Below are 12,384 nucleotides of genomic sequence, written 5' to 3' on the forward strand. Positions count from 1 at the left end.
CCACCTGGTCTGGCTGGGCACGTCGGCCCTCGACCTGGCGGCCATGTCCGTCTTCCTCTACTGCTTCCGCGAGCGCGAATACATCCTCGACATCTACGAGATGGTCGCCGGCCAGCGCATGATGGTCAGCTACTTCCGTCCCGGCGGCCTGTGGCGCGACGTGCCGGAGGAGTTCGAGCCGGCCGTGCGCCACTTCCTGGACTTCTTCCCGGCCAAGATCGCCGACTACGAGGCCCTGCTCGACCGGAACCCCATCTTCCTGGAGCGCACCCGGGGCGTCGGCGTCATCAGCGGCGAGCAGGCCATCGCCTGGGGCCTCAGCGGGCCCAGCCTGCGCGGCTCCGGCGTCGATTGGGACAACCGCCGCGACCAGCCCTACGGCGGCTACGACCAGTATGAATTCGCCGTGCCCGTCGAGCCGGAAGGCGACGTCTACGCCCGGTATCGCTGCCGCATGCGGGAAATGCGCGAGAGCCTGCGCATCATCCGCCAGGCCATGGATCGCCTCAAGCCCGGCCCGGTCAACATCGACGACTACAAGATCGTCCCCCCGCCGCGCGCCGATCTCGGCCGCAGCATGGAGGCCGTCATCCACCACTTCAAGCTGTGGACGGAGGGCTTCAACGCCCCGTCCGGCTACGTCTATCAGGTCATCGAGTCGCCGCGGGGCGAGATCGGCTGCTACCTGCGCGGCAACGAGACGGCCAGGCCGGCCCGCGTCCACTTCCGCGCGCCGTCCTACGTCAACCTGGCCGCCCTGCCGCTCATGGCCCGGAACAGCTTCGTCGCCGACCTGGTGGCCGTCATCGGCTCGATTGATATTGTGTTGGGGGAGATTGACAGATAGTTGTCAGTTGTCAGTTGATAGTTGTCAGCACTGCCAACTAGCAACTGACAACTAACAACTGACAACTATCAACTGACAACTAACAACTTCTTCGGAGAAGACGTGCTACGAGACAAATACGCCAACGAGATCGACGCCCTGCTGGCCCGGTTCCCGCAGAAGAAATCGGCCGTGCTGCACCTCATGCACCTGGCCCAGAACGAGTACGGCTACCTCAGCGACGCCGCCATGCGCGAAGTGGCCGGCATCCTCGACCTGGATCCCACCCACATCCTGTCGCTGGCCGGCTTCTACTCCCTCTTCTACGAAGAACCCACCGGCCGCTACGTGCTGGAAATCTGCAACGACCTGGCCTGCGCCCTGCGCGGGGCCGACGACTTCGTGGACATGGCCGCGCGCAAGCTGGGCGTCCCCCCGGAGAGCACCACGCCCGACGGCCTCTTCACGCTCAAGACCGTCATGTGCCTGGGGGCCTGCCACCGCGCCCCCATGCTCCAGTGCAACCTGAAGTTCTACGAGAACCTCGACGAGACCAGGTTCGACGCCCTGCTGGCCGACCTGCGCGCCAAAGCCGCCGCCGGCGACCCCGAACCCTCCGTCGTCGAGCGCATCTTCAGCTACGTCGGAGAGAGATGAAAAGACGCTCACGCAAAGACGCGAAGGAGCCAGGGACGCCAAGATTCTCTATCTTTGCGGTCTTTGCTTTCTTAGCGACCTTTGCGTGAGCTCTTGAGGAAAGACTATGGCATACATACTGCTCCGCCACCGCGACATCCCCGACCTGCGCCGGCTGGACGTATACCGCCAGCACGGCGGCTACGAAGGGCTGCAAAAAGCGCTGTCCATAACCCCCGCCGAGGTCATCGACCTGGTCAAAGCCTCCAACCTGCGCGGGCGCGGCGGCGCGGGCTTCCCCACCGGGGCCAAGTGGGGCTTCATCCCCAGGAACGCCCCGGAGACCTACGTCCTCATCAACACCGACGAGTCGGAGACGGGCACGTTCAAGGATCGCGAGCTGATCGAGAACAATCCCCACCAGGTCATCGAGGGCGCGCTCATCGCCGCCTACGCCGTCGGCTCCCACCTCGTCTTCAACTACATGCGCGGCGAGTTCATGGACGCGGCCTATGCCTTCGAGGAGGCGCTGCAAGAGTGCCGCAAGGCCGGCATCATCGGCCAGGGCATCCTGGGCAGCAACTTCGACGTGGCGTTCTACACCCACTACGGCGCGGGAGCCTACATCTGCGGCGAGGAGACGGCGCTGATCGAGTCGCTGGCCGGCAACCTCGGCCAGCCCTGGTCGAAGCCCCCCTTCCCGGCCGTCGAGGGGCTTTACCGCAAGCCGACCGTCGTCAACAACACCGAGACCCTGGCCAACGTGCCCGGCATCCTCGTCAACGGCCCCGACTGGTTCAAGTCGATGGGAACCGAGGACAGCCCCGGCGTCAAGATCGTCTGCGTCAGCGGCCACGTGACCAACCCCGGCAACTACGAAGTGCCGTTGGGCGTGACCTACCGCCAACTGCTGGAGATGGCCGGCGGCATGAAAGACGGCAAGAAGTTCAAGGCCATCCTGCCCAGCGGCGGCTCCGGCCCCATCATCACCGAGGAAGCGCTCGACGCCAGTTGCAGCTACGAGGGCCTGACCCCCTTCCGCTCCGTCATGGGCTCGGCCTCGGTCATCGTCATGGACGAGACGACCGACATGGTCTGGGCGGCGCTGAAGATGATCCACTTCTTCCGCCACGAATCCTGCGGCAAGTGCACCCCCTGCCGCGAGGGGACTTACTGGATGGAGAAGGTGCTACATCGCATCTACAACGGCCACGGCACGGAGGCCGACATCAAGCTGCTGGACAGCATCGCCAACAACATGACCGGCAAATGCCTGTGCGCCCTGGGCGAATTCGCCACCAGCCCCGTGCTCTCCTCCATCCGCCACTTCCTGCCGGAGTACAAGGCCAAGATCGCGGCGGCGGGGGCCAACGGCCACGTGGCGCGAGCCGCCGTCGCGGCAAGGTTGTAGCGCGGGTTGGCAACCCGCCTCTTGCTGGAGACGCATGACGTGACGACACAACCGGCCACCCCCACCATCGTACAGCGCCGCTGGACACAAGCGGACTATCGCCGCTTGCCCGAAGGGCCGCCGTACTATGAGTTGGAGGATGGGGAGCTTATCGAGATGGTTCGGCCAAGGGGAAGACATCAACGACTCATTCTGCGACTCGGCGGGCTGCTGGAAGCGTATTTGCGGCAGCAGCCCATCGGCGAAATCTGGCCCGAAGTGGCCGTCTTTCTGACGCCGCGCCACGTCTACGTGCCCGATCTCAGCTTCCTGCTGGCCGAGAACCTGGGCCGCTTCGCCGACGATGTCGCCATCGAAGGCCCGCCCGATCTGGTCGTCGAAGTCATCTCGCCCTCCACCGCCGCCCGCGACAAGGCCCACAAGTTCCGCGTCTATCACGCGGCCGGCGTGCCCTGGTACTGGCTGGTCGAGACGGATTCCCTGCTCATCACCGAGTATAGGCACACCGCGGAAGGCTACCTGGTCAGCCAGATCACGCCGCCCGCGGACTCATTCGCGCCGGCCCTGTTCCCCGGCCTTAGCTTCCGCATGGCCGACCTGTTCGGCGAACCCAGCGTGGAAGAGGACATCCATGAGTGATTTGGTCACCCTGACGATTGACGGCGTACCCGTTTCCGTGCCCAAAGGCACGGTCGTCGTGGACGCCGCTAAGAAGATCGGCAACGACATCCCCGTCTTTTGCTACCATCCCAAGATGGCCCCCGTCGGCATGTGCCGCATGTGCCTGGTCGAGATCGGCCTGCCCGTCATCGATCGCGCCACCGGCCAGCCCGTGCTCAACGCCGACGGCACGCCCCGCCTCAACTTCGGCAAGGGGTTGCAGACCGGCTGCACCGTCGCCGTCAGCGAGGGCATGGTCGTCCGCACCGCCACCACGGCGGTCCAGGACGCCCGCGAGGACATCCTCGAATTCCTCCTGACCAGCCATCCCCTCGACTGCCCCATCTGCGACAAGGGCGGCGAGTGCCCGCTGCAAAACCTGACCATGGCTTTCGCCCGCGACGAGAGCCGCATGGTCTTCACCGACAAGATGAAGCTGGAAAAGCACGTGCCGCTGGGCGACCTCATCATCCTCGACCGCGAGCGCTGCATCCAGTGCGCCCGCTGCACCCGCTTCCAGGACGAGATCGTCGACGACCCCGTCATCGCCTTCCACAATCGCGGCCGCCGCCTGGAGATCGTCACCCTCTCCGAACCCGGCTTCGACAGCTACTGGAGCGGCAACACCACCGACATCTGCCCCGTCGGCGCGCTGACCTCGGCCGACTTCCGCTTTGGGGCGCGCCCCTGGGAGTTGAACCCCGTGGCGAGCATCTGCCCCCACTGCCCCGTCGGCTGCAACACCACCATGAGCACCCGCCGCGAGGCCGCCTCCGGCGGCCGGAACGTCATCAAGCGCATCATGCCCCGCCAGAACGAGGCGGTCAACGAGATCTGGATCTGCGACAAAGGGCGCTACGTCCACCACTTCGCCGACGCCCACGAGCGGCTGACGCAGCCCCTGGTGCGGCGCAACGGCGCGCTGGAGCCTGTGCCCTGGGACGAGGCGCTCGACATCGTGGCCGGCCGGCTCCAGCAGCACAAGGGAGCCGTGGCCGGCGTGGCCGGCGAGCGGCTGAGCAACGAGGATTACTTCCTCTTCCAGCGCCTGCTGCGGCAGGGGTTGGGCAGCAGCGACGTAGACCTGGCCGCGCGGCGGCTGGCCGGCGGCGACGTGGTCGCCGCGGTCGGCCTCAGCCGCGGTAGCAACCTGCTCGACCTGGGTAAGGGCGACGCCATCCTCGTGGTGGCCGCCGACCTGCACGAAGAGGCCCCCGTCTGGTGGCTGCGCGTCAAGCAGGCCGCCCAGCGCGGCGCGACGCTCATCACCCTCAACGCCCGGCCGGTCCGCCTGGACAAGTTCGCCCGCCACGTCTGGCGCGTCGCGCCGGGTGGGGCGCTGGCCGCCGCCCGTGAGCTGCTGGCCCTGGCCCACGTCGACACCGGCGACCAGGTGGAAGACCCCAACGCCGCCATCGCCAACGCGCTGATGGAGGCCAACAACCTGGTCATCTTCTACGGCGCCGATGGGCTGCTGCCCGACGAGACGGACACCCTGGCCCGCGTCCTGGCTAACCTGCTGTTGCTGAAGCGCGGCGACGAGGCCGCCCCCCGCGCCGGGCGCGCCAACAACGGCCTCGTCCCCGTCTGGGGCCACGCCAACACCCAGGGCGCGTGGGACATGGGCATCCATCCCGCCTTCGGCCCCGGCTACGCGCCGGCCGCCGCCCCCGGCCGCGCCGCCGCCGACATCTACGCCGCGGCGGCCGATGGCAGCGCCCGCGCCCTCTACGTCCTGGGCGCGGACCCGGTCGGCGACGGGCTGATGGACGGCCGCGGCCGGCTCGACTTCCTGGTGGTGCAGGAGTTGTTCCTGACCCCCACGGCGGCGCTGGCCGACGTGGTGCTGCCCGCCCAGAGTTGGGCCGAGCGCGAGGGAACCTTCACCAGCGGCGAGCGGCGCGTCCAGCGCTACTATCCGGCCATCCCCACCATGGGCGACGCGCGGGCCGACTGGCAAATCCTGGCCCAACTCGGCGAGCGCGTCGGGCTGGGCAAGCCCCCCTTCGCCGCCAGCCTCGTCTTCCGCGAGATCGCCCGCGCCGTGCCCCAGTACAAGGACATGGACTACCGCACGCTGGCCCACGTCGAGCCGCAGTGGCCCGTAGTCGGCGGCCGCGACCTCTACTACGGCGGCACGGCCTACGACAACCACCAGGGCCTCGGCCAGCAGTGGGCCGCCGCGGCCGAGATGAGCGCCCCGCCGGCCTACGACCTGCCGGGCGAGACGCGGGCGGCGGCGCTGCCTCGCGTGGGGGCCATCGACGTGCTGCGCGTCCCGGCCCTCTACACGCCGGGCACGCTCATCAACCTGACTGAACTGCTGCATGACCGGCTGGCCCGGCCGGCGCTCTTCCTGAACGAGGCCGACGCGGCGGCGCTGGGCGTGACGCACGGCGACGCGCTGTCGGTCAACCTGGACGGCGATGAGATCGCCGCCGCGGCCGTCATCGACAGCGAGCGCGCCCCGGCCGGGCTGGCGCTGCTGAGCGGGTTTGGCCGCGGGCCGGGCGTCGCCGCCTCGGCCCTCGTGCGCCGGCCGGCGGCCGAGCCGGTGGCGGGTTAATAAATGAAACACGGATTTTCATGGATAAGACGGATGAAGGACGGATTGAATCTAAAACACTTTTCTATCCGTGTTCATCCGTCTAATCCGTCTTCATCCGTGGTTAATTCATTGTCCATCGAAAGGGAGTAACCTATGACTCCAGGTGCAATCGCCATACGCGCGTTGATCATCGGCTTCATCATCAGCTTTGCCGTCATCACCGGCTTCGCCTACACCACGCTGCTGGAGCGCAAGCTGCTGGCCCGGCTTCAGCACCGCGTCGGCCCCAACCGGGCGGGCTACCTGCCCATCCCCTGGCGCGGCAAGGAGAAGCGGCTGCTGGGCGGCTTCCTGCAGCCGGCGGCCGACGCCGTGAAGCTGTTCTTCAAGGAAGACCCCACCCCGGCCAAGGTGGATCGGGTCATCTACAACCTGGCCCCCATGCTGGCCGTCATCCCGGCCATTCTCATCCTGGCCGTCATCCCCTGGGCCCCGGCCTTCCGCCTCGGCCCGTGGAAGTTCCAGCCCTACTTCGCCATCGCCCCCGGCATCAACGTCGGCGTGCTGTTCATTCTGGCCATCACCTCCATCGGCGTCTACGGCGTCGTGCTGGCCGGCTGGGCCTCCAACAGCAAGTACGCCATTCTGGGCGGCATCCGCGCCTCGGCCCAGATGATCAGCTACGAGCTGGCCCTGGGCATCATCGTCCTCATCCCCATCATGATGGCTAACTCGATGGACCTGGGGCAGATCGTGGAGGCGCAGCGGCCGGTCTGGTACATCTTCATCCAGCCGCTGGCGGCGCTGGTCTTCTACATCGCCTCGCTGGCCGAGTTGCAGCGCGCCCCGTTCGACCTGCTGGAGGCGGAGCAGGAGCTGTCGGCCGGCTTCAACGTCGAGTACGGCAGCATGCGCTTCGGCATGTTCTTCATGGCCGAGTACATGAAGATGATCTCGCTCAGCGCCATCTTCGCCACGTTCTTCCTGGGCGGCTATCGCGGCCCGTTCGTGGATCAACTGCCGTGGCTGGGCTTCATTTACATCATCGGCAAGATCGTGCTCAGCCTGTGCCTGATGATCTGGATTCGCGCCACCCTGCCGCGCCTGCGCTACGACCAGCTGATGGGTTTCGGCTGGAAGGCGCTGCTGCCCATCGCCGTGCTCAACTTCATCATCACCGCCATCCTGATCGTCATGGCCGAAGAGGGCACGCTGGCGCCGCTGCTGGAGTCGGTGCGGCGGTTCTTTATAGGATAGTTGTTAGTTGTTAGTTGTCAGTTGTTAGTTGTCAGTTGTCAGTAAGAGGTAAGTAGTAAGAAGAGAGCCGTGCTGTTAACTGACAACTGTTAACTGACAACTGCTAACTGACAACTGCTAACTGACAACTGGCAACTACACGGGAGACTTATATGATCGGTGAAATTCTCAAAGGCATGGGCACCACCCTCAAGCATCTGTTCATGCCGCCAGTGACCATCCAGTACCCGGAGGTCGAGCGGCCGGTGCGCTATCGCTTCAAGGGGCGGCACGAGCTCAAACGGTACGACAACGGGCTGGAGAAGTGCATCGGCTGCTCGCTGTGCGCCGCCGCCTGCCCGGCCGACGCCATCTTCGTCGAGGCGGCCGAGAACACCAACGAGGAGCGCTACTCCCCCGGCGAACGCTACGCCAGTGTCTACGAGATCAACATGATGCGCTGCATCTTCTGCGGCTACTGCGAAGATGCCTGCCCGACGCAAGCCATCGTCCTGGAAGACAAGTACGAGCTCAGCTTCTACGACCGGGCCAGCTCCATCTACACCAAGGAGATGTTGCTGACCGTCGTGCCGGAGCAGGGTATCCCCACGCCGCAAGTCTCCCGGCCGGGGACGTATGATCGCTCCATTCCGGACATGGAGAACCCAAGATAAGAGCTCACGCAAAGAACGCAAAGAGGCAAAGAACGCAAAGTGAAGCAACCAACTTCTTTGAATCTGCGAAATCTGCGTAATCTGCGGATAAGTCTAAGGCGGCTTCTATGATTCACCCGATCCTATTTCTCCTCCTGGCAGCCGTCGCCGTGGCCGCGGCGTTGGGGATGCTGCTCAGCCGCAACGCCATCCACAGCGCCCTGTACCTGGTGCTCAACTTCATGACGGTGGCCGTCTTCTACCTGCTGCTGAACGCCCCCTTCATCGCCCTGGTGCAGATCACCGTCTACGCCGGGGCCATCGTCGTCCTTTTCCTGTTCGTCATCATGCTGCTGGGGGCGGAGCGGCTGCGCGGCGCGGCCGACGACATCCGCGGTACGGAGCGCTTCCACCGCTACGCCGCCGTCTTTCTGGCCCTGGTGCTCATCGGCGTCTTCGGCTACCTGCTCATCCAGGGGCCGGGCGGCGAGGGGCTGGTGGCCGGCCAGACCATCGACGCCAGCCCGCAAGCGCTGGGGATGACCCTCTTCCAGTCCTACGTGCTGCCCTTCCAGGTGACGGGCGTGCTGCTGCTGGCGGCCATCATCGGCGTGGTCATCTTCGGCCACACCAAGAAACGAGAGCGAGGTGCGGACAATGCCTAGCGTGGTCAACATCAACTGGTACATTGCCCTGAGCGGCATCCTGTTCGTCATCGGCGCGCTGGGCGTGCTGCTGCGCCGCAACGCCATCATCCTGTTCATGTCGGTCGAGTTGATGCTCAACAGCGCCAACCTGCTCTTCGTCGCCTTCGCCCGCCATCTGGGCAGCCTGGACGGGCAGGTGCTGGTCTTCTTCGTCATCACCGTGGCCGCGGCCGAGGTCGCCGTCGGCCTGGCCCTGATCGTCGCCATCTTCCGCACGAAGAAGAGCATCAATATTGACGAGATTAACTTGCTGAAGGGATAGCGCCAGACCTCTGAGGTTTGCCAGCGATTCCTATCGCCGACCTCAGAGGTCTAGGGAGCTTCTATGAATACATTCGCTCTCGCTCCACTCATACTGATCCTTCCAGTCATCGGCCTGCTGCTGAACGGTCTGTTCGGCCGGCGCTTTGTCGAGGCCAACCCGGCCAACGGCGAGCGCCTGACCGGCTGGCTGGCCAGCCTGATGACCATCGGCGCGTTCGTCGTCTCGCTGACGCTGTTCCTCAGCCTGCTGGCCCACGAGTTCCACCCCGTCATCACGCCGCTGTTCACCTGGATCAATATCCCGTCGGCCAACTTCCTGGTCAACTGGGCCTTGCGGATCGACACGCTCTCGGTGACCATGATGCTCGTCGTCACCGGCGTCGGCGCGCTCATCCACATCTACGCCATCGGCTACATGCACGGCGACCCCGACTTCAGCCGCTTCTTCACCTACCTGAACCTGTTCATCTTCTTCATGCTCATCCTGGTGAGCGGCAGCAACTACCTGGTGATGTTCGTCGGCTGGGAGGGCGTGGGCCTGTGCTCCTACCTGCTCATCAGCTTCTGGTGGGCGCGGCTGGACAAGGACGGCGTGCCCGCCAACGCCAACGCCGGCCGGAAAGCGATGGTGATGAACCGCATCGGCGACTTCGGCGTCATCCTGGCCATGATCCTGCTGTTCTGGACGTTCGGCTCGCTGGACTACGAGGCCGTCTTCACGAGCGCAACCCAGTTCTACCAGGAGAACCGCGTCGTTCTGTTCGGCGGCATGAGCCTGCCCATCACGACGGTGCTGACGGCTGTGACGGCCCTCTTCCTGCTCGGCGTCGCCGGCAAGTCGGCGCAAATCCCCCTCTACACCTGGCTGCCCGACGCCATGGCCGGCCCAACGCCCGTCTCCGCGCTCATCCATGCGGCGACGATGGTCACCGCCGGCGTCTACCTGCTGGTGCGCAGCAACGTCCTCTACGAGATCGTCCGCGACAGCGGCGCGCTGATCTTCGGCCTCATCTCCACGCCCGACCTGGTGGCCTGGATCGGGGCGCTGACCGCCCTCTTTGCCGGGCTGATCGCCTTTAGCCAGAACGACATCAAGAAGGTGCTGGCCTACTCCACGGTCAGCCAGCTCGGCTTCATGGTCGCCGCCGCCGGCACGGGGGCCTACGTCGCGGCCATGTTCCACCTGGTCACCCACGCCTTCTTCAAGGCGCTGCTCTTCCTCGGCTCCGGCTCTGTCATTCATGGGATGGAGCATGGGCATCATCACCTCGCGCATGCGGGGCATGGAGCGCATGGGGCGCAGGGGAGCGGGGGAGCGGGGGAGCAGGGGAGCAGCCACGCGGCCAGCGGGAGCGGGCATGGCGCGGCGCACCTGTCGGCCGAGGCGGACGCGAATCAGGTGCATGGCAATGCTGACGACGATGGGTTTGATCCCCAGGACATGCGCTACATGGGCGGGCTGCGCCACCGCATGCCGACGACGTTCATCGTCTATCTGATCGGCTCGCTGGCGCTGGCCGGCATCCTGCCGCTGGCCGGCTTCTGGTCGAAGGACGAGATTCTGCTCCACGACGCGACCTACTCGACGCCCATCTTCATCATCCTGGTCATCGCCGCACTGGGCACGGCCTTCTACGTCGCCCGCCAGCTCATCATGGTCTTCTTCGGCCGGCCGCGCCACGCGGCGGCCGAGCACGCCGCCGAAAGCCCGCGCCTCATGACGACGCCGCTCATCGTGCTGGCCGTGCTGACCGTTCTCGGCGGGCTGCTCAACCTGCCCTACCTGACGCCGGCCATGGCCGAGGCCAACCACGACCACGCCGCCGGCATCTTCCTGATGCTGGAGCAGTGGTTGGAGCACTCCATCGCTTCCTTCGAGTTGACGGCCGAGGGCATCCTGTCCATGCCCAAGACGCCGGTCTACCTGTCGCTGCTGGTGGCGGGCATCTCGACGCTGGCGGCGGTGGGCGGCCTGATCCTGGGTTACCTGGTCTACCGCGGCCGGCCGCGCGACTACCGCGAGCCTGACCGGCTGGCGCGCACGCCCATCTGGTGGTGGAGCGTCCTGCCGCTCAACACGCTCTACATGCGGGGCTTTGTGCCGCTCTTCAACCGCTTCGCCGCCTGGCTGGCCGACAAGGTGGATTGGGAATTCTGGCACGACTTCATCCATGACCGCGTCATCCGCGACATCTTCGTCACCGGCGCCGACTTCCTGGCCCACGTCCTCGACGCGCAGGGCGTGGACGGGCTGGTGAACGGGGCCGGCTCGGCCACGCGGCGCATTGCCGGCGCGCTGCGGTTGACCCAGACGGGTTACGCGCGCACCTATGCCCTGGCCGTCCTGCTCGGCGCGGTCGGGTTGCTGGTCTACTTCCTTCTAATGGCGGGTTAGCAGATCTCACGCAAAGAACGCAAAGCGCGCCAAGGACGCAAAGATATGATGTGGCAGGTGGCAAGTGGCAAGTGGCAGGTAGCGGGTTCTAATCACCCCTGCTCCCCTGCTCCCCCGCACCCCTGCTTCCCTTCGGAATCATAGGAGAGGAACAAGAAGTTCCCTGGAGAAGCTATGAACTGGTTGCTCACAATAGTCACCTTCCTGCCCCTGGTGGGCGTCGTGGCGATTTTGCTGACGAACCCGCCCAGGCGCGGCTCCGACAACCTTGTCCGGGGCATCGCCGTCGCCACCTCGGTCGTCACCTTTCTGGGGACGCTGCTCATCCTGCTGCGCTTCAATCCGGCCGAGCCGGGCTTGCAGCTCATCGACCGGGTGAACTGGATTCCCTCGTGGGGCATCCAGTACTTCCTGGCCGTGGACGGGCTGAGCATCCTCATGGTGCTGCTGACCTCGTTCATCTCCATGCTGGCCATCGCCTCAGCCTGGAACGCCATCCAGACGCAGGTGAAGCAGTTCTACATCTTCACCCTGCTGCTGGAGATGGGCATGCTCGGCGTCTTCATGGCCCAGGATCTGTTCCTGTTCTACATCTTCTGGGAGTTCACCCTGGTGCCGATGTACTTCCTGATCGGCATCTGGGGCGGCGGGCGGCGGGTCTACGCCTCGATCAAGTTCTTCCTGTACACGATGGCCGCCTCGCTGCTGATGCTGCTGGCCATCCTCTACATGGGCATCAGCAACGGCACGTTCGCCCTGCCCGACCTGATCGCCGGGCGGGCGGCCTTCGCCGGAGCCCAGAACCTGCTGTTCATCGGCTTCTTCCTGGCCTTCGCCGTGAAAGTGCCGCTGTTCCCGTTCCACTCCTGGCTGCCCGACGCCCATACCGAAGCGCCGACGGCCGGCTCGATCATCCTGGCCGGCGTCCTGCTGAAGATGGGAACCTACGGCCTGATCCGCTTCAATCTGCCGCTCTTCCCGGAGGCCGCCTATCGCTACGCGCCGATCATCGCCGTGCTGGCGATCATCGGCATCATCTATGGGGCCA

General features: G+C 65.5%; 11 protein-coding genes. All 11 read left to right on the forward strand.

Going from position 1 to position 12,384, the window contains the following annotated elements:
• Nucleotides 1–847 (forward strand): NADH-quinone oxidoreductase subunit D (locus ACE3UY_RS23235; protein WP_374689845.1); only part of this gene is annotated, 847 nt, incomplete at its 5' end.
• Nucleotides 848–949: 102 nt separating this feature from the next.
• Nucleotides 950–1,483: an NADH-quinone oxidoreductase subunit NuoE gene (gene nuoE, locus ACE3UY_RS23240; protein WP_374689846.1), complete on the forward strand. Its 534-nt coding sequence runs from the start codon at nucleotides 950–952 to the stop codon at nucleotides 1,481–1,483.
• 106 nt (nucleotides 1,484–1,589) lie between these two features.
• A complete protein-coding gene (gene nuoF, locus ACE3UY_RS23245) occupies nucleotides 1,590–2,873 on the forward strand; it encodes an NADH-quinone oxidoreductase subunit NuoF (protein ID WP_374689847.1) in 1,284 nt (427 codons plus the stop codon).
• A 6-nt stretch (nucleotides 2,874–2,879) separates the two neighbouring features.
• Nucleotides 2,880–3,512, forward strand: coding sequence for a Uma2 family endonuclease (locus ACE3UY_RS23250; RefSeq protein WP_374689848.1), 633 nt, complete (start codon nucleotides 2,880–2,882; stop codon nucleotides 3,510–3,512).
• On the forward strand, nucleotides 3,505–6,099 hold the full coding sequence (gene nuoG / locus ACE3UY_RS23255) for an NADH-quinone oxidoreductase subunit NuoG (protein WP_374689849.1): 2,595 nt from the start codon (nucleotides 3,505–3,507) through the stop codon (nucleotides 6,097–6,099). The genes ACE3UY_RS23250 and nuoG overlap by 8 nt, the downstream gene beginning before the upstream one ends.
• Nucleotides 6,100–6,234: 135 nt before the next feature.
• The gene (nuoH, locus tag ACE3UY_RS23260; RefSeq protein WP_374689850.1) at nucleotides 6,235–7,338 is read left to right on the forward strand and encodes an NADH-quinone oxidoreductase subunit NuoH; all 1,104 of its coding nucleotides are present in this window, start codon (nucleotides 6,235–6,237) and stop codon (nucleotides 7,336–7,338) included.
• A 152-nt stretch (nucleotides 7,339–7,490) separates the two neighbouring features.
• Complete coding sequence (gene nuoI / locus ACE3UY_RS23265; protein WP_374689851.1) at nucleotides 7,491–7,991, forward strand: NADH-quinone oxidoreductase subunit NuoI; 501 nt, start codon at nucleotides 7,491–7,493, stop codon at nucleotides 7,989–7,991.
• A gap of 107 nt (nucleotides 7,992–8,098) precedes the next feature.
• A complete protein-coding gene (locus ACE3UY_RS23270) occupies nucleotides 8,099–8,635 on the forward strand; it encodes an NADH-quinone oxidoreductase subunit J (protein ID WP_374689852.1) in 537 nt (178 codons plus the stop codon).
• Between the two features lies 1 nt (nucleotide 8,636).
• Nucleotides 8,637–8,939, forward strand: a complete 303-nt coding sequence (nuoK, locus tag ACE3UY_RS23275) for an NADH-quinone oxidoreductase subunit NuoK (RefSeq protein WP_374689855.1) — start codon at nucleotides 8,637–8,639, stop codon at nucleotides 8,937–8,939.
• Between the two features lie 63 nt (nucleotides 8,940–9,002).
• Nucleotides 9,003–11,336: an NADH-quinone oxidoreductase subunit L gene (locus ACE3UY_RS23280; protein ID WP_374689853.1), complete on the forward strand. Its 2,334-nt coding sequence runs from the start codon at nucleotides 9,003–9,005 to the stop codon at nucleotides 11,334–11,336.
• A 174-nt stretch (nucleotides 11,337–11,510) separates the two neighbouring features.
• Nucleotides 11,511–12,384 (forward strand): NuoM family protein (locus ACE3UY_RS23285; RefSeq protein WP_374689854.1); only part of this gene is annotated, 874 nt, incomplete at its 3' end.

Origin of the sequence: Promineifilum sp. (SeqCode), assembly GCF_041918635.1 — a bacterium.
Taxonomy (GTDB): domain Bacteria; phylum Chloroflexota; class Anaerolineae; order Promineifilales; family Promineifilaceae; genus Promineifilum.

Coding starts and splice junctions, on each gene's coding strand:
- nuoF (WP_374689847.1), top strand. CDS start 1,590: ATGGCATACATACTGCTCCGCCACCGCGACATCCCCGACCTGCGCCGG.
- nuoG (WP_374689849.1), top strand. CDS start 3,505: ATGAGTGATTTGGTCACCCTGACGATTGACGGCGTACCCGTTTCCGTG.
- nuoH (WP_374689850.1), top strand. CDS start 6,235: ATGACTCCAGGTGCAATCGCCATACGCGCGTTGATCATCGGCTTCATC.
- nuoI (WP_374689851.1), top strand. CDS start 7,491: ATGATCGGTGAAATTCTCAAAGGCATGGGCACCACCCTCAAGCATCTG.
- ACE3UY_RS23270 (WP_374689852.1), top strand. CDS start 8,099: ATGATTCACCCGATCCTATTTCTCCTCCTGGCAGCCGTCGCCGTGGCC.
- ACE3UY_RS23280 (WP_374689853.1), top strand. CDS start 9,003: ATGAATACATTCGCTCTCGCTCCACTCATACTGATCCTTCCAGTCATC.